Raw genomic sequence first — 17,686 nt, 5'->3', positions numbered from 1 at the left:
ATGCAGGTGATTAATCCAAAAGAATTCGGAAAAGTAGCGGTACTCTATGGCGGAGAGTCATCCGAGAGAAACGTATCGCTGGTGTCCGGCCCGCTGGTCTGTCAGGGGCTTCGCGACGCCGGTATAGCGGCCTATTTATTTGATCCGAAGGAGCGATCCTTATCGGCGCTTAAGGACGAAGGGTTTAAGCGTGCATTTATTGCGTTGCACGGTGGATATGGTGAAAATGGTCAGATCCAGAGTGTACTCGATTTTTACAGGATTCGCTATACTGGTTCAGGCGTGCTCGGCTCGGCATTAGGCATGGATAAGTTCCGTATGAAATTGATTTGGCAGCAACTCGGGATCCCGACACCGCCGTTTGATACAGTATTGCGTGGAGAAGACTACGACACTCGAGCGCGGCAAATTATTACAAGGCTTGGGTTGCCCTTGTTTGTCAAACCAGCTACCGGAGGGTCGAGTATCGCAGTGATCAAAGTTAAGGAAGCCGACAACCTACCGAATATACTAGCTCAAGCCGTGCAGCATGACTCACTCATACTGGTAGAGAAAAGCATCGACGGTGGAGAAGAATATACTGCGTGTATAGCCGGTTCATTACCGCTGCCTCTGATTAGGATCGTGCCGACCGGTGAGTTCTACAATTATCACGCAAAATATATCGCTCATGATACCCAGTATCTAATCCCGTGCGGATTGAGTAATCTCGAGGAGAAACGGCTAATAACGCTTGCCTGGCGCGCATTCGATGTCCTTGCCTGCAACGGCTGGGGGCGTGCCGATTTTATGCTTGATAGTGATGGTAATCCGTATTTTCTAGAAGTGAATACTGCGCCAGGCATGACCGATCACTCTTTGCTGCCAAGGGCAGCTCGCGCAGTGGGCATTTCGTATAGTGAATTAGTGGCAAGCGTTCTTGCGCTCACGATGCAGGATTGTCGCCAAAGCTACTAACATGTGGAATAATCCGCGACAGCTCAACATAATTGCTAGTGCGATGTATGCCGGGCTAATAGCGATTATGCTTGCTGGTACAGGTTTGTGGTTACAGCAATGGCCAGCCTTCGCGTTACGTACACTGTATCTTACTGGCGATATTAAGCATATTAATCGGCAAATAGTACGCCAGAATGTACTAGGTAGATTACACGGTAATTTTTTTACGGTAGATTTAGACAAAATGCGTGCTGCATTCGAGCAGATTCCATGGGTGCGTCAAGTTAGTGTGCGCCGCGTGTGGCCGAATGCATTGGTAGCTAAGCTTGAGGAGTATCAACCCCTGGGTATATGGGGTAACAACCAGTTGGTTAGTGTCAATGGCGAAGTATTCACGGCAAACCAGGATGATGTCGATGCCAAAAAACTGCCTATATTTTCTGGGCCAATGGGTTCAGAGTATAAGGTGGTTGCCCGATACCATGATTTCCAAAAATGGTTTAAGGCAATAGGTGCAAAGCCCAAAGAAGTCATATTATCGCCGCGCTATGCCTGGACCGTTAGATTGACCAATGGTATGCAAGTAGAGCTGGGACGTGAACGCAACAAAGATACCCTGGCTAGCCGTGCGCGGCGACTCGTAGTTGCGTGGCCAATGGTCATGCAACGCTGGGGGAACGACATCGAATATGTAGATTTGCGGTATCCAAATGGGTTCGCCCTTCGCGCCAAAAAAATGCGCTTTATTCTCGATGACTCAAAGGTAAAGAAGCTGCGCCCATGACGCAATGAACGAACAAAATTCGCAATTGAGTATGATATGAGAAAAGACTACAAAGACCTGCTGGTTGCTCTCGATATTGGGACATCAAAGGTAGTGGTCGTTGTCGCTGAATTAAAAGACAAGGGCTACCCTGAAGTGATTGGGCTCGGGCAAAGCGACTCGAAAGGTTTAAAAAAAGGAGTAGTCGTTAATATCGAGGCGACCGTTCAGTCAATCCAACGTGCTCTTGAGGAAGCTGAACTAATGGCTGACCGCAAGATTACCAATGTATTCACCGGTATTGCTGGAAGCCATATACATAGCTTTAATTCAAGTGGTATGGTGGCGATTAAAGACACGGAGGTTACGCACGCGGACGTAGCTCGCGTAATCGAGACGGCGAAGGCTGTTAATATTTCGACTGACCAGCAGGTGCTGCACATTCTGACTCAAGAATTTATCATCGATGGTCAGGAAGATGTGCGCGAGCCAATTGGTATGAGTGGCATCCGGCTAGAAGTAAAGGTACACATCGTGACAGGTGCCGTTTCAGCCGCACAGAATATCGTTAAATGTGTACGCCGCTGCGGGCTAGAGGTTAACGATCTAATATTACAGCCGTTAGCGTCGAGCCTCGCCGTGTTGACTGAGGATGAGAAGGAGCTTGGTGTTGTGCTAGTCGACATCGGCGGAGGGACTACCGATATCGCGATTTTTAGCGAGGGTGCAATCCGCCATACTGCAGTAATCCCAATCGCGGGCGATCAGATTACTAGCGATATCGCGATGGCACTGCGCAAGCCGACGCCGGATGCAGAAGATATTAAAATAACCTACGGGATCGCCAAGCATTCCTTAGTTGACCCCGACGAGATGATCGAGTTACCTGGATTGGGTGAACGCGGTCCGCAGATGCTATCTCGTCAGGCGTTATCGACAGTAATTGAGCCGCGCGTGGAAGAGCTCTTCTCGCTAGTTCAGCAAGTGGTCATCGAGTCTGGCTATAAGGAGTTGCTGAGGTCCGGTGTGGTATTAACTGGTGGTGCGGCAATGATGGCCGGCATGGTTGAGTTAGGCGAGGATATATTCCTTAAACCGGTGCGTATTGGTGTACCAGTATATACCGGCGGACTAGCGGATGTGGTACGCAATTTGCAATATTCAACTGCAATGGGGTTACTAGTAGAGGGGTGTTCACAACGTATGCGCGGGCGTAAGGCGGCCACGCAGTCTGGTTCTGCAACGCGGGCATGGTCCCGAATAAAAGACTGGTTTTTAGGCAATTTTTGACGTCGTTTCGCCACGTGCTATCAGTGGTTAATGTGCGGCGATTAGATGGCCTAATTTTGCCACCGCGTAACGCCGAGCGAGGTCGCTCAATACTTGACGGAGGCACGAATGGAATTTGAAATACTAGAAACTGAAACTAACGGCACGATCATTAAGGTCGTCGGGGTCGGTGGCGCTGGCGGCAATGCCGTGCAGCATATGATCAACCGCAGCGTGCAGGGCGTCGATTTTATCGTGATGAATACTGATGCTCAAGCACTAAACCGTTCTAAAGCGCCGACCGTGATCCAACTCGGTAAAACCGGTCTCGGTGCTGGAGCGAAACCCGATATGGGACAAGCTGCTGCAGAAGAGGCGCGAGAGCGTATTGCCGACGTGCTACGCGGTGCGCATATGGTATTTATCACGGCAGGCATGGGCGGAGGAACCGGTACTGGTGCCGCGCCTGTAGTCGCGCAAATTGCAAAGGAGATAGGCATCTTAACGGTGGGTGTCGTGAGTAAGCCATTCGAGTTCGAAGGCGGAAAGCGCATGCGCATTGCTGAAGCGGGCTCTCAGGAGCTTGAGTTATATGTCGACTCGCTGATCGTCGTACTAAACGATAAGCTATTCGACGTGATGGGCGATGATGCTGAAATGGATAAATGTTTTCAGTGCGCAGATGATGTGTTGCACAACGCAGTAGCCGGTATTGCCGAGATTATCAATGTCGACGGCCTCGTGAATGTAGACTTTGAAGATGTTAAGACCGTAATGGGTGAGCAAGGAAAAGCAATGATGGGAACCGCAACGGTAGCTGGAGTCGACCGCGCCCGGCTAGCAGCCGAGCAAGCTGTTGCTAGTCCGTTGCTTGAGGGCATAGACTTGTCTGGCGCACGTGGCGTGCTAGTCAATATTACGTCAAGCCGCTTACTTCGTCTATCGGAAACTCGCGAGGTTATGAACACGATCAAGAGCTATGCGGCCGACGATGCGACAGTAATTTTTGGTGCGGTATATGACGATGCAATGGGCGATGCATTACGAGTCACTGTCGTGGCAACCGGTCTTGGTCGTGTTACGAAGAAGCAGCAGGTGGCGTCGATGACGCTGCTACGTCCTGGTAGGGATAATCATCCTATGGCGGTACAGCCAGCCAGCTATACTGTCGCGCCAAGCGGGACTAGCTATGGTGTACTAGATACACCAACAGTATGGAATGGTTCTCGGGAAACTGCTGCATCGCATGTTCAGACATTGCAAGAAAAAGGCGTAGATACGTACGATATTCCGGCGTTCTTGCGCAAGCAAGCTTACTAACTAGTCAGTAAGTCCGCCCCAAACATTTAAGCGATGTAGATTTCGCGGACTAGATACCACCCCCGAAATCCCGAATATAGCAAATGCAATGTTGTACTCCGACGGAATAACGAGTAGGTAGTCGAAGTGCTAGTTGCGCATGGAGATTCTTGGCTAACGAAGAGGACAGACGTAGCAGTAATGACAGGCTTCTTAGCTAACCTATGTTTCAGATCTCATTCTAGGAAAATAAGAAACAGTTTTATTCGGGTTTCTAAAAGCTGAAATTTTGAAAATCGAGTATAATAAGGGCTATTGGCTTAAAAAATTTATTAAAGTAACCAATTAAGAGTCAAGACGATGTTGAAGCAGCGGACCATAAAATCGATCGTGAAGACGATTGGCATCGGCCTGCACTCCGGGCGCAAAGTCGAGGTGACGCTTCGTCCAGCTGCTTGCAATACCGGAATTGTGTTCTGTCGCACCGACTTAGCTATGCCTATTGATATTCCGGCTAGCGCGATGTCGATCGGCGACACGCGTCTTGCTTCAGTCTTAGAAAAAAGCGGCGCGAGAGTATCAACCGTTGAGCACTTGATGTCCGCCTGTGCGGGGCTGGGGATCGATAATCTGTATGTCGATGTAACAGCTGAGGAAATACCAATTATGGACGGTAGTGCGTCGTCGTTTGTATTCCTCATTCAATCAGCGGGGATCGATGAACAAGCTGCGGCTAAGCGATTCATCAAGGTAGTTCGCCCAGTCGAGGTGCATGATGGGGACAAGTTCGCCCGACTGGAACCGTACTTTGGCTTTAAGCTGAAGTTTAAGATTGACTTCCATCACCCGGCAGTAGATAAAACCGGTCAAGAACTAGAAATCGATTTCGCTGATACATCCTATGTACGGGAAATCTCGCGAGCTCGTACATTTGGCTTTGCTCATGATGTTGAAATGATGCGAGAGTTAGGCCTAGCGCGAGGCGGTAGCATGGAAAACGCGATCGTGCTAGACGAATACCGTGTGCTAAACAATGATGGCCTGCGTTATGAGAACGAATTTGTGAAACATAAAATGTTAGACGCGATCGGAGACCTATATATAGTTGGCCATCCTTTGTTGTCAACATACACTGCGTATAAGTCCGGTCATAGCCTAAATAATGCGTTATTACGTAAATTGCTTAAGTACGAAGATGCGTATGAGATCGTCATGTTTTCAGATCAGAAAACAGCACCGCGTGGCTTTGCCTATGATCCGAAGACAGTGTACGCATGAAGGACACAGCTCAGGTGTCTAGTTTTTAGGCGATAGCCTAATGCATGTTTCAACAATTAGAATATTGCATGTGCTGCTGCGCCATACGGGCTACAGCTTTCTGTAGCGGGGAAGAATGTAATTCGTCAGCCAACTTTCGAAGAGAATCAGCGCCAGCTGCTGAAACCCGAGCTTGCTTAATCTGTGCCGCAGTAGTAGTCCGCCCCTGTGGGTAAACGCGGATCTTGATCGCCCGTAGAACAAAATTTTGCTGCTGTAGTTCGGTTAGCATCGTGGGCTCCCAATGATGTAACCGGACGGCCAGCGCATTATGCGCTGCAAAAATTGTTAGTACCTGGCGTTGGATTGGGCAGACATTTACATGTCTGCCCAGGTAGCTAGGCAGAATTGTTTGTAACACTGTTTTCAGCACCGCTACTTGCCGTATGCTGTCTTTCAGTGCAGTTAACTCGATGCTAGACGATATGAATTCGGCGAGCGGCTGTAACTTGAACGGTTTGTATGACGGGTAGGATGAATAACGGCTCATGGCATTCCTTCAAAAGGATTGGTAGCGTGCGATCGTCTAAGAATCAACATATTTATACTATACAGTCACTGGTAGCTAGCTTCGGCGATATTACAACCGCTGGTTTTAGGGGGGGCAGGTCGATAACAGCGTACTGAGGAAAGCCAGCACACGGTTAGCGATGATAAAATGCGCCTTTGAGTCTAACAGACATAGCCGTCGAACCGCCATATGCCGAAAGATCATGGTGGGATATAGCGATGCGTGTCAATTCAAGATCATGATTGGATGACCACTGGTTTTCTAAAAAAAATTTTTGGCAGTCGCAATCAGCGACTGATTAAACAGTATCAAAAAACTGTTGCGATAATTAATACGCTGGGAACGCAGATTGAACAGCTAACGAACGCGCAATTATGCGAGAAGACTGACGAATTTAAGCGCCGTATAGCAGACGGCGGGTCGCTTGATAAACTACTGCCAGAGGCATTCGCAGTGTGTCGAGAAGCAAGTCACCGCGTTCTAAAAATGCGACATTTCGATGTACAGCTGATCGGTGGAATGGTGCTGCACTATGGCAAGATCGCTGAAATGCGCACCGGTGAGGGTAAGACGCTAGTTGCTACACTGGCAGCATATCTAAATTCACTGTCGGGGCAGGGCGTGCATATAGTGACAGTTAACGACTATCTTGCGCGGCGCGATGCAGAATGGATGGGCCGACTCTATCACGCCCTGGGTCTATCTGTCGGTATCAATTTATCACAGATGGGGCATAACCAAAAGCAGCAAGCTTACGCCGCAGATATTACGTATGGCACGAACAATGAATTCGGATTCGACTATCTGCGCGATAACATGGTCTATACAATGGATGATCGCGTACAGCGAGGGATGAATTTCGCGATCATCGATGAAGTCGACTCAATTTTGATTGATGAAGCACGCACACCGCTTATTATCTCGGGTCGGGGAAGCGAGGAACATACTGAGTTATATCTTCGGATGAATGCGTTACCGCCACTGCTAGAACGACAGATTGGCGAGGAAAAAGCCGATGGTAGTGGTATTGAGAAACCCGGTGATTACATGCTAGATGAAAAAGCGCGCTCAGTATTTCTAACTGAATCCGGTTATGAGAAAGCTGAGCGGCTACTAACTGAGTGGGACCTCATTAGCAATGGTGAGAGTCTCTATTCAGCACAAAACATTACGCTGATCTATCATGCATATGCAGCACTTCGAGCGCATACACTATTCTTCCGCGATCAGCACTATGTTGTACAAAACGAAGTCATCATCGTCGATGAGTTTACTGGGCGCTTAATGCCAGGCCGGCGTTGGTCAGATGGCTTACACCAGGCCGTCGAAGCGAAAGAGCATGTGAAGATCCAAGCAGAGAATCAGACGCTGGCATCGATTACGTTTCAGAATTACTTCCGGATGTACGCTAAGCTAGCTGGTATGACCGGAACAGCGGATACCGAAGCGTACGAGTTCAACGAGATTTATGGACTCGAGACCGTTGTGGTTCCAACCAATCGGTTGTCTAAGCGTACAGATCATCTGGATCAGATCTATAAGACTGCACAAGAGCGATATACTGCGGTAATTCGCGATATCCGAAACTGTTTCGAGCATGGACAGCCGGTACTAGTCGGCACTACGTCAATCGAGAGTTCCGAGCTGCTGTCACAGCTGCTGAAACAATCCGGGCTTCCGCATGAAGTACTAAATGCGAAGCAGCATGCGCGTGAAGCGGCAATTGTTGCTGAGGCTGGCCGCCCCAATCGCATCACGATCGCGACTAATATGGCGGGCCGTGGCACTGATATCGTGCTCGGCGGAAATCCGGACATGCAGGCATCCCTAATCGATGAATCGGCTTTAATTAGTAACGATGAGAAACGACGACGGATTCAGCAAATACATGATGAATGGCAGACGCTGCATGAACAGGTTAAGATGGCCGGTGGATTGCACATTATCGGCACCGAGCGACACGAGTCTCGCAGAATAGACGACCAGTTGCGCGGGCGGGCTGGCCGCCAGGGTGATCCTGGTTCATCTCGCTTTTATTTATCGCTTGAAGACTCGTTGCTCCGCATTTTCGCTGGCGACCGCGTACGTGCAATCATGGACCGACTGAAGATGCCGGAGGGCGAGGCGATCGAGGCGCGTGTAGTAACGCGATCGATTGAATCAGCTCAACGGAAAGTTGAAGCCCGTAACTTCGATATTCGTAAGCAATTGCTTGAATATGACGATGTTGCGAATGACCAACGCCAAGTAATTTATCGGAAGCGTAATGAGTTACTAGAAGTACAGAATATCCACGAGATGATCCGCTTGATACGGCACAGCGTGCTGGCTGATGTGGTGCACACTTATGTGCCAGCTAACAGCATCGAGGAACAGTGGGATGTGCAAGCACTTGAGGAGGCGTTGAGCAACGAGTGGCAGTTCGATCTCGCGTTGCAGGAAATGGTAAACGCAGCAGATACAATTTCAGTTGACGAGATACTAGGCGCAGTGATTGCGGCGAGTGACGAAACACATGAGGCCAAAGTGGTACAAGTTGGTCAAGAGGTATTCAGTAGCTTTGAGCGCTCAGTAATGTTGCAGACGCTGGACGCGCGTTGGCGCGAGCACTTAGCTGCGGTTGAGCATCTTCGCCAGGGAATCCACCTGCGCGGCTATGCACAAAAAAATCCAAAGCAGGAATACAAACGTGAGGCATTTGAACTATTTGCCGCGATGCTCGACGCTATTAAGCGCGAGGTTACACATATTATTATAAACGTGCAGATCCAGACTCCGCAGCAACTCGGAGTAGCGGCTAAACAATATGAAGAACAGGTAGATCATGTGGAAAATATTGAATACCAAAATCTTCGATATACTAACTGTACACGGGTCGTCAATACGCCGTCGCGTGTATTAGCAGCCGCGATCACGACCCATACAAACTCCGAATTACCACCCAACTGTGCTGTTGCCCAATCCTCGGTAGCTGTTCGCGACAATCTCTACCAAAAAGTAGGCCGCAATAATCTGTGCCCGTGCGGTAGTGGTAAGAAATACAAGCGGTGCCATGGAAAGCTTTCTTAATAGGTCAACTTTAGTTTCTATCCGATATATAGTCATCACTAACTTAGCTAAGGCGTTCCAAAATGATTCAGTCAATATTAGGATGTATCATCATCGATACATTTATCACGTGGTCTACACTAGATTTACTCATCAAGGACGGATGTGTCTGGTTTGACTAATCGATTCATATATGAGCGCTAATATCGATAACATCGATAAATGATTTATTAATTATAGTATCATTTACCCAATTGACTACTTTCGGCAACTATATCCACTTTCTCGTCTATAATCCTTAGTTATACGTTGGATATAAACGCGGGCCTGCATCCTAAAGGCGATTAACTATGCTGGTATCAATACCATGTATATTAGTCAGATTAATCTGCCTGAAATTATATACCAATAGACAAGTTTAGCAGACGTCAGTCCGTCTATGATAAAGAAGACGGATAAAATATAACACAGAAAAGCGGAATCACGATTCATGTGCGCTTAGCCTGCTGCATATATAAGCGACGATATTGATTGCCGCTTCCTGATCTATGCAGCTAGTAGATCATTAGATCTACTCAATATTAACTATAATGTACAAGTCTGAACAATTTCTAACGCGCACTGAGGCGCTGATTAAGCGCCTAGAGGATATCTTGCTGTCGGCTGTGCCTACTACGGACTGGGATACGACTATTGCATGCCGATGGCGATCGCAGCGAGGGCGTAGTTTTTTTCAGCCTATCGTTCATCTACCAACAATTCAGTTTTCCGATTTGAGGCATATTGATCGACAAAAAACGCTAATTGAGCAAAACACTCATCAGTTTATTCGAGGATTACCAGCAAATAATGTGCTATTAACAGGTTCACGTGGTACTGGAAAGTCCTCGTTAATCCACGCCTGCTTAAACCGGTTTAGCCTCCAAGGCCTACGTTTAATCGAAGTTGATAAGAACGACCTCCAGGATCTGGGTGATATCGTCGAGCAGATTACATCGCGTCCTGAGCGATTTATTATATTTTGCGATGATTTATCATTCGAGAAAAGTGAGTCTAGCTACAAGGCCCTAAAAGTGGTGCTAGACGGTTCGATGGCGACACAGTCTGATAATGTTCTTATCTATGCGACGTCAAACCTTCGCAACTTACTGCCAGGGTGCATACGCGATAATGAAACCTACCGGTTCGCGTCGGATGGCGAGATTCATCCAGGCGAAGTAGTTGAAGAGAAGATGTCTCTATCCGAGCGATTCGGGTTATGGGTGAGTTTTCATCCATTCAAGCAGGATGACTATTTAGCAATTGTTGCGCATTGGCTGATGCATTTTTCGTGCAGTGATACCGATATTAATATCGCACGCAGCGACGCACTAGTCTGGGCGCTAGAACGGGGTTCGCGCTCTGGTCGGGTAGCATGGCAATTTGCTCGAGACTGGGCGGGCCGGCATCAGAAAACCTGATAATTACGTGTTGTCCAACAGTCATACCCGATATAGTCAGGTAGAGTTAAGTGTCTCAGACATATGCCTATATTAATACTGCTGATGAGCAGCCGAAGCGTGTTTTCTGCTTGCCAAAGTAGCTATCCACCAAATCATGTATAGATAGCTACAGGAGTTTTTAGATAGGCACGCTAGAAGTATTAAGAACGTATAGCTCGAGCGTTACATGAAAAGATGGATGTGACTATTGCGCACTAGTTTTTCTGGTGAGCCTTGTAAATATTACTACTCGCAGGTTTGTTCGGTTCTTCTTTTAGAAGATACCCCAGTGGGGAGGTGAACCGGGGACCGAAGAGGGGAGGATAGAGTCTGCCTAGCAAAAGCTACCCGTCCTAAATAGGATTAAGCTTGAGTTAAGCCAACTTATCTTTTATGAGGCATTATCAGCTGGGCAGTTATTGCTATCGATTGCGTATTTTCCGGTTGCCTATTCACCGAGATCAATTTGCTTGCAGCGAGATGAGCAAAAAAAGTCGGAACCAACTTACAGGCTTCCATTCGACTTTTTGCCGCAAGTCGGGCAGTAAACAACAGTCATCATATCATTAGGAGCTATATGCACTTTATAGTAGCAAGACGTAACACGGTTTGTATACCTGTACTGCTATGCATAACTAATACAAAGACTAAAACAGCAGATTTTACTTGGAATGATAGCGCTGGTATGCAAATGTTAGCTAGGTATTTATTATTAATCTGATGCCGCTATGTTTTTCTTTGAATTTGCGTAAGATCACGCGCTAGTGCGTGCTAAGTATAAATAGAGCTTATGTAGTAGAGAAATTTTTGGCAGGAGCAACTCGATAGTATCGGTCTCATTGAGGAGGATGTCATCTGCGGCCGCAAGACGCGTCTGCCGGGTAGCCTGACATGCAATAATAGCCTGTACCTGCTGAGGCGTAAAGCCATTGCGACGCATAACACGCTTAACCTGTGTCTGAACCGTACAATCTACTACAAGTAAGCGATCGATACGTTTGAGCCAATCGCTTACTTCAACCAGTAACGGCACAACACAGACTACATATGGACCACTTGCCGTTTGAATTGCACGATCCGTTTCAATTCGAATTAGCGGTTGCATGCTCGCCTCAAGCTGTTGTTTCGCTTGCATATTATTAAACACTAATTCACGCATCCGATTGCGGTTCAGTGCACCTTCTGCGGTGATGAAAGTTGCCCCAAACTGCGTCCGGATACTAGGTATTGCCGCACCGCCTGACGCAGTGACGCGATGCGCAATAAGATCAGTATCTATAATAGGGATGCCATGGGCGGAAAAAGCATTGGTAATTACCGTCTTACCACTACCAATGCCACCTGTAAGCCCAACTTTGAACATTATTAACCCCCTAGCAGCCGATAAAGCGGCGTACCGCAAAATAGTGTAAGCACTGCTGCTACTCCTAAAAACGGACCAAACGGTAACGGCTCAGTTAGGCGCATTCGCTTAGCGAGCGTAGCACTAAGGCCGACAATTAAACCACATACTGAAGCAATAAGTATTACTTGTAATAGCGAGTTCCAGCCAAGCCATGCGCCAATTGCAGAAAATAACTTGAAGTCACCGTAGCCAATACCCTCCACGCCGCCGCATACAAGCTTGAACAGCCAGCAGACGGTCCAGAGTGAGATATATCCAGTCACCGCACCGATCACAGCTGCATCCAGTGGCACGAATACCGAATGTAGATTAATCAGCAGTCCCGCCCAAAGTAGCGGCAACGTTAGCGCATCGGGTAGCAGTTTAGTTTCCAGATCGATAGCGCTCATTCCAAGTATCGCCGCGCAAAACGCAAAAGCAATAAGTGCTGTTAGCGTATAGCCGAATGCTTTAAGCGAGAGTGCCGCAAGTACTGGACAGGTTAGTATCATGAACAGATGACACCAATCAATAGATCTGCCGCATGTTAAGCATCGGCCTTGCCATGTACAAAAGTTCAATAACGGAATGCTTTTATATAAGCGCAGTTTATGTTCGCATACAGTACAGGGTGAATTCAACATCCATAGGTTGCAGCAAGATAGCGAATCTATCTGTTCTAATGAACCAGGCTTTTGCTTATCAGCTGGATTTGATGAAGCATCGTATTTATCATCCTCTATGCGTCGCAATGCAGACTGCTTCGTGTATTCGGCCAACTCTTGTTGCCATGTGTGTTTTAGCATCAGCGGAATGCGATATATGATGACAGTCAAGACATTACTCATGATCAATCCAATCATGCAGGCACAAGCATACTGCAAAGCAATCGGCAACACCGAAAAGACGTCGGCACAGCTAGTGATCCAGCGGCTGAGGCTATGTAGGGCAATGATCAAAAATGAATGCATGTCGGTAGCTAACGAGCGGACGATACGCGATGCCACCTAATTGTAATTACAATACGCTGCTCATTTCGATAACAGGCAGAGATATAGAAGCTATAAACATGATAATCAGTGCACCTAACTGATAATAATAATCAGTGCGGATAGTGGTTCGAGCAAACCCATTCGTTTCGCTATAAGCCAATCATCCTAGGTACCAATATCAGCTAGTGTGATTCCGGCCGTGCTAGCTTATTTTGTGAGCGCGATTATTATAGGCCATGATATTCAATAGACAGCCGCTGTGTGCGTGACACTCGGCTGAGTGGTGTTATGTATGCTAGATACTATGACACATAGTATCTATTGTAGTATTACTATTGATGCCATTTAGGCATTCTTAAGACATTCAACATATTGGTCAAGGAATGCTAACATTGCTCTGTTTCCTATGCTTCCAGGATTATTGCCGAAATATGCATTGGTATATGCCCGGACAGCGGACTACGTTCCGCGTAGGTCTGAGAATTTACGAACGATATTAGTAAAAATGTTTCGTAGCCGGATACCGGGTACGGTATATAGTCACTCAGTCCTAGGTGGTATCCGCAAGTTGAGCGAAGCCTTCGTCAAGCTATCGCAGCACGTTTCTCGACGGCGTTTACCGTCAGTTGCCTATCGGCTGCCCCAATCGTCGTAAGGCACATAGGTGGCCGAGAAAGCGAAAAAGCTTTAATAGGGGACGGCATCCAGCTTTTATTGCATGCGTATTGATTTTTTCTGCAATAACCTCTGGAGCGATATTCTTTCATGGCAGTCACGTACCCAGTATGTTTATACTAGTATTCCCATACTGGGTACGTGACTGCCTAGAGGGGGGGTGTAACGACAGGTCGAAACGCGAAGTATAATGCTACTATCTACTATTTTGGTATGAAAGGATTAAGTACTGCTGCCCACTATATAGTACACAGATGCCATAATTACACCTAAGTTTTACTACAGCAACGTGCGTAGTATCAAAGCTAAACTTATATCTATCTGCTCGTTTCTCTATACCTAGTTTATTCTAGGTAATCTCGATCTTAGATAAATCCTCAGCCGCTATATATAAAGTGTTAGCGTCTTGCTATAGTGCCTATATGTTGGTTTCACCAGGTATGCTGTACCGAGGATAGCGTACAGACCCAATAGCTCAGTAACATTAAGATCTAACCTTATCAGATTCAGCTTATGGGGCAGAAGCATCAACGCAGAAGCATCAACGCGCGGAATTCACCGGACTTAGAACTAGGTAAAGCGACGCTAATTGGTTATCCCTGTCGATTGCTCAGTCCAGTGGATATCTAACGATGTATGTACTTTAATCTGTGATTAATGTCGGAGCTTAGCTCAATATAAATATTCGAGGCACGGCATATACTAACTTTTATCAATTATTTATAAGTAGAATGAGGCCGTACTGGAGAGCAATAGATTAGCATACTGACAACTAGTATGTGCTGCGGAGTGAGTCAGCTCCATGAAATGAAAATATCTGATTGTCAAGTGGGTGTACCACTATCAGGGGCAACATGTGCTGAACTATTTGAGTGATTCGCTCGCAACAAAAGTGATGGATACGTGAATCTTGCTCGGTCGTAGCATTTTCGCATTATTTAGGCAGAGAATAAATGACAAATCGTCTAATTATAAGAATCAGCAAGCCTAGGTATTCGACTGTTCTGCTACAGTGGGCTGTGCAGTATCCAACTGCGTAGTCCGGAATAGTTTCACAGTACGGATAGCTTGATTATTAATCTGCATGACCTGCATACGTGTGTTGCTGATCATCAGACCTACATCGCCTTCTGGGATTGCTTCTAAGCGTTCTAGTATGAGTCCATTCAATGTCTTTGGGCCATCGAGTGGCAACCTTAGATTAAGCCGACGATTTAGCTCCCGCAACGGAATGCTGCCAGAAACGATACATTCTCCTTGTGCATTCCATCCGTTTGATACACTATTTGCTGTAGATGGCAGTCTCGTTGTCAACTCACCAATTAGCTCCTCGATAATATCCTCCGGTGTTACAAGTCCCTGGACTTCTCCATATTCGTTGACGACTAGCGCCATGCGGTGCTGGTTTTTCTGGAAGAACTGTAACTGCTGGAACACCGGAGTTCCACTAGGAACAAAATATGGATCCGCGAGTAACTCGCGGAGCTTCTCGCGCTCAAAGGCTTGGTTGTGTAGTGCAGCTAGGGTTTTTCGTACATGGAGCATGCCAAGCACACGGTCAATATCTCCCTGATAGAGAAGCAACTTATTATGATGACAGGTTTCTAACTGCCGGACTAAGTAGTCGAACGGCATATCGAAGTCTAAAGCTTCGATTTGGCGTCGTGGGATCATAACATCATCAACTGAGATGCTATCTAGGCCGAACAGATTCAGCAGAATTCTGCGGCGCTTACTTGAAATACAACTACTCGATTCTAGTACAAGTCTACGCCACTCGTCGTTAGACAAGTGCAGATCACTTCCGCTTTTCGTGTTAATACGCAGTATGTATAAGATGCTGTTAGTTAGAGTGTTGATGAGCCAGATCAGAGGCCGGGAACCAGTAACCAGTGGTTTAATAATGAGGCTAGCTAGCAACGCGATTTTTTCAGAATAGGCTGTTCCAATGATTTTCGGCGTGATTTCAGCGAATACAAAAATTAGCAGTGTAACACTCCCAATAGTAATCAATAGCACTAGGCTATGATTGCCAAGCGCATTCAGCACGATTGACGTCGCAATCACCGGTATAGTGACATTTAGAAGATAATTGACGATCAGAACGACGGATAGCAACTGGTCGGTATGCAACAGTAAGCGCTGCATCGTTTTTGAGCTTAGTACACCCTTATCTGCTAGATCATGTAGCCGATAGTTATTTAATCCCATCACAGCAGTTCCTAGCATCGAAAAGAAGCCTGACGTGAGTAGTAGAATAACTACGGCGCTAATTTGTGCTAAAAGAGGGAGAGTTTCCACGTGAAGAAGCCGAACGCCGGCTACGGGATAATGAGATCAACTATATCAGGGTGTCGCGTGAACGTTTATATAAGAACTGGGTAGGGCAATATGGTGCCACGATCCAGGGGCACAAGTCCAAAATTTTATTTCATTCCCCCGAATGGTGGAGGGGGGTAGGTAGAGACTGATCAAGCATAGCGTCATGGTGTAATTTGTATTACCAGCTGAGGTTGTATCTATAGACCAACCATTATTATACTCTTTTCAGGAGTAGAAGCGCCGTTAGTGCTTGCAGCTGCGGAGTAGTCCTGTGCTTTTTTAGGGGTGGGGTGGCTGCGTACTTCTAAGCAGTCGGGTTTGAAAGTCTCCAGGCTCTCTAGGCGAGAACCCTTCTCGTGCGCATCTCAGTACGCTTTCACTGATGAGGTAGAGGAAAAATTAAGTGAGGTATTTTGTATTTTGCGCGCAAGTAATTGTATTTATCAGTCGTTTGATGCTCTAGCGTCATTGCAAAGATGCAGAATATTAGTTTTGATCTTAGGTTGCTGAAATAAAGCTTCCCGCTGCGCAAGCTTCAGCGAAGAAGGTATATCTTTCTACTAGAAATTAGTAGAAGCTACGTTGGTGCAACTAGATGTAAATTTTTATTAATAAAACACTGATTATATTATGGTCGGAGTGGAAGGATTTGAACCTCCGGTTTCTACGTCCCGAACGTAGCGCTCTACCAAACTAAGCTACACCCCGAATTTTGGATAGATTGGATGGGCATTTTTTATTTCAAGACCGCTGCGCAGCCGTGTAAGAGCAAAATCTTAGCAGTGATTCCTAAATCTGAAATCTAGAAATGAAAAAATAGCGTGTGCCGCAGCCTGTATCTTTTCTTAAGCACAGCGCAGTGTATAGGCGAATACACCAGATTCATAATAGCATTACAAGCGTGTCGAAGTGGTCAGCTTAGCCATGCTGAATAGCATCTCTGGCTAGTTGTGCCTGCTCAGTGGTACCCGGGCTGCATCAAATAAATAAGCGGTAGAGTCGGCTTTTCTTCGCGTAAGTCGTCACCGGCATTCTTACCCATTGATTCGGGTGTACCTATGCCAGATCGCCTACGATCTAGAAAGCGGTGCCAATTGTACGGCCAAACTCGCTGGCAGAAGATTCTATTAGAAGTGGTGCGCCAGTGATAACGGCACCTAACCAGGCTACTGCCTCGAACAACTTAGCTGTTTTGTAACAGATTACTCGAATATAGCATGCATGATCTAAATCTAGTTCATGCATATGAAATCACTGCAATACTTCGCTTTCTGCGATTACGTTAGTAGCGTCCGCTAGAATCTGCATTCTACATCAGTTATCGAACGCGACCATCATCTGAATTTGTATCTGGAACGCACGTGAATATAGAAAATCGCCGCCGCTAGCACCGCTAGCGGCGTTGCTAAACAGCGTTTGACAGTTTTTTGCTTTGCCGAAACCGTGATTATCTACCACATCATCATGGAGCAGTGTCGCTGTATGGATGAGCTCAATTACTGCCCGCTAGCGAGCGTATGCCGGTAGCCTCTGCAGGCTCTCTAGTACATTTGCTACTAGCAATAGCAGGGAAGGACGCAGTTGCTTTCTGCCTGCACCGATGATGTATTCGGCAATCTTATTAATTGAGATGATGTCCGACACGATCTATATGCGGATGACATGATTCACTTTCTACATGTCGTC

Annotated in this window: 12 protein-coding genes, 1 tRNA gene and 1 pseudogene; 8 read left to right on the top strand and 6 right to left on the bottom strand. The window is 46.8% G+C overall.

Features of this window, described 5'->3' with window-relative positions:
* The 5 genes from GJV44_RS02205 (at position 1) to lpxC (ending at position 5,548) form a co-directional block, all read left to right on the top strand.
* The gene (locus tag GJV44_RS02205) at positions 1–957 is read left to right on the top strand and encodes a D-alanine--D-alanine ligase (protein WP_226806083.1); all 957 of its coding nucleotides are present in this window, start codon (positions 1–3) and stop codon (positions 955–957) included.
* A gap of 1 nt (position 958) precedes the next feature.
* On the top strand, positions 959–1,723 hold the full coding sequence (locus GJV44_RS02200; RefSeq protein ID WP_226806081.1) for a cell division protein FtsQ/DivIB: 765 nt from the start codon (positions 959–961) through the stop codon (positions 1,721–1,723).
* Positions 1,724–1,759: 36 nt separating this feature from the next.
* Positions 1,760–2,992: a cell division protein FtsA gene (ftsA, locus tag GJV44_RS02195; RefSeq protein WP_226806079.1), complete on the top strand. Its 1,233-nt coding sequence runs from the start codon at positions 1,760–1,762 to the stop codon at positions 2,990–2,992.
* Positions 2,993–3,100: 108 nt separating this feature from the next.
* A complete protein-coding gene (gene ftsZ / locus GJV44_RS02190) occupies positions 3,101–4,291 on the top strand; it encodes a cell division protein FtsZ (protein ID WP_226806077.1) in 1,191 nt (396 codons plus the stop codon).
* 339 nt (positions 4,292–4,630) lie between these two features.
* A complete protein-coding gene (gene lpxC / locus GJV44_RS02185; protein ID WP_226806075.1) occupies positions 4,631–5,548 on the top strand; it encodes a UDP-3-O-acyl-N-acetylglucosamine deacetylase in 918 nt (305 codons plus the stop codon).
* Between the two features lie 49 nt (positions 5,549–5,597).
* Here lpxC and GJV44_RS02180 read toward each other — a convergent pair whose 3' ends face one another.
* Complete coding sequence (locus GJV44_RS02180; protein WP_226806073.1) at positions 5,598–6,077, bottom strand: DciA family protein; 480 nt, start codon at positions 6,075–6,077, stop codon at positions 5,598–5,600.
* A gap of 267 nt (positions 6,078–6,344) precedes the next feature.
* On the opposite strand from GJV44_RS02180, the gene secA reads away from it, so the two are divergent.
* Positions 6,345–9,167 carry a preprotein translocase subunit SecA gene (gene secA / locus GJV44_RS02175; RefSeq protein ID WP_226806875.1) on the top strand — a complete coding sequence of 941 codons (2,823 nt, stop codon included), beginning with the start codon at positions 6,345–6,347 and terminating at the stop codon, positions 9,165–9,167.
* Positions 9,168–9,736: 569 nt separating this feature from the next.
* Positions 9,737–10,606: an ATP-binding protein gene (locus tag GJV44_RS02170; RefSeq protein ID WP_226806071.1), complete on the top strand. Its 870-nt coding sequence runs from the start codon at positions 9,737–9,739 to the stop codon at positions 10,604–10,606.
* Between the two features lie 775 nt (positions 10,607–11,381).
* On the opposite strand, the gene coaE is transcribed toward GJV44_RS02170, so the two are convergent.
* The 3 genes from coaE to GJV44_RS02150 form a co-directional block, all read right to left on the bottom strand.
* Positions 11,382–11,990: a dephospho-CoA kinase gene (coaE, locus tag GJV44_RS02160; RefSeq protein ID WP_226806069.1), complete on the bottom strand. Its 609-nt coding sequence runs from the start codon at positions 11,988–11,990 to the stop codon at positions 11,382–11,384.
* Positions 11,991–11,992: 2 nt separating this feature from the next.
* Positions 11,993–12,982, bottom strand: a complete 990-nt coding sequence (locus tag GJV44_RS02155) for a prepilin peptidase (RefSeq protein WP_226806067.1) — start codon at positions 12,980–12,982, stop codon at positions 11,993–11,995.
* Positions 12,983–14,665: 1,683 nt separating this feature from the next.
* A complete protein-coding gene (locus GJV44_RS02150; RefSeq protein ID WP_226806065.1) occupies positions 14,666–15,979 on the bottom strand; it encodes an HlyC/CorC family transporter in 1,314 nt (437 codons plus the stop codon).
* Between GJV44_RS02150 and GJV44_RS02145 the strand changes: the two genes are divergently transcribed.
* On the top strand, positions 15,955–16,149 hold the full coding sequence (locus GJV44_RS02145) for a hypothetical protein (protein WP_226806058.1): 195 nt from the start codon (positions 15,955–15,957) through the stop codon (positions 16,147–16,149). The genes GJV44_RS02150 and GJV44_RS02145 overlap by 25 nt on opposite strands.
* Before the next feature lie 482 nt (positions 16,150–16,631).
* Here the strand turns inward: GJV44_RS02145 and GJV44_RS02140 are convergent.
* Together GJV44_RS02140 and GJV44_RS02135 are read right to left on the bottom strand one after the other, a co-directional pair.
* A tRNA-Pro gene (locus GJV44_RS02140) sits at positions 16,632–16,708 on the bottom strand.
* A gap of 33 nt (positions 16,709–16,741) precedes the next feature.
* Positions 16,742–17,671 (bottom strand): annotated as a pseudogene (locus GJV44_RS02135) (polyprenyl synthetase family protein).
* Between the last annotated feature and the right edge of the window lie 15 nt (positions 17,672–17,686).

The organism is Candidatus Vallotiella adelgis, assembly GCF_020541305.1.
Classification (GTDB): domain Bacteria; phylum Pseudomonadota; class Gammaproteobacteria; order Burkholderiales; family Burkholderiaceae; genus Mycetohabitans; species Mycetohabitans adelgis.
The sequence above is the reverse complement of the archived record's forward strand: the minus strand, read 5'-3'. Positions and strand labels throughout refer to the sequence as shown.

Bases quoted from the DNA above. Each gene is read 5' to 3' on its own strand.
- GJV44_RS02205 (WP_226806083.1), top strand. From the start codon at position 1: ATGCAGGTGATTAATCCAAAAGAATTCGGAAAAGTAGCGGTACTCTAT.
- GJV44_RS02200 (WP_226806081.1), top strand. From the start codon at position 959: ATGTGGAATAATCCGCGACAGCTCAACATAATTGCTAGTGCGATGTAT.
- ftsA (WP_226806079.1), top strand. From the start codon at position 1,760: ATGAGAAAAGACTACAAAGACCTGCTGGTTGCTCTCGATATTGGGACA.
- ftsZ (WP_226806077.1), top strand. From the start codon at position 3,101: ATGGAATTTGAAATACTAGAAACTGAAACTAACGGCACGATCATTAAG.
- lpxC (WP_226806075.1), top strand. From the start codon at position 4,631: ATGTTGAAGCAGCGGACCATAAAATCGATCGTGAAGACGATTGGCATC.
- GJV44_RS02180 (WP_226806073.1), bottom strand. From the start codon at position 6,077: ATGAGCCGTTATTCATCCTACCCGTCATACAAACCGTTCAAGTTACAG.
- secA (WP_226806875.1), top strand. From the start codon at position 6,345: ATGACCACTGGTTTTCTAAAAAAAATTTTTGGCAGTCGCAATCAGCGA.
- GJV44_RS02170 (WP_226806071.1), top strand. From the start codon at position 9,737: ATGTACAAGTCTGAACAATTTCTAACGCGCACTGAGGCGCTGATTAAG.
- coaE (WP_226806069.1), bottom strand. From the start codon at position 11,990: ATGTTCAAAGTTGGGCTTACAGGTGGCATTGGTAGTGGTAAGACGGTA.
- GJV44_RS02155 (WP_226806067.1), bottom strand. From the start codon at position 12,982: ATGCATTCATTTTTGATCATTGCCCTACATAGCCTCAGCCGCTGGATC.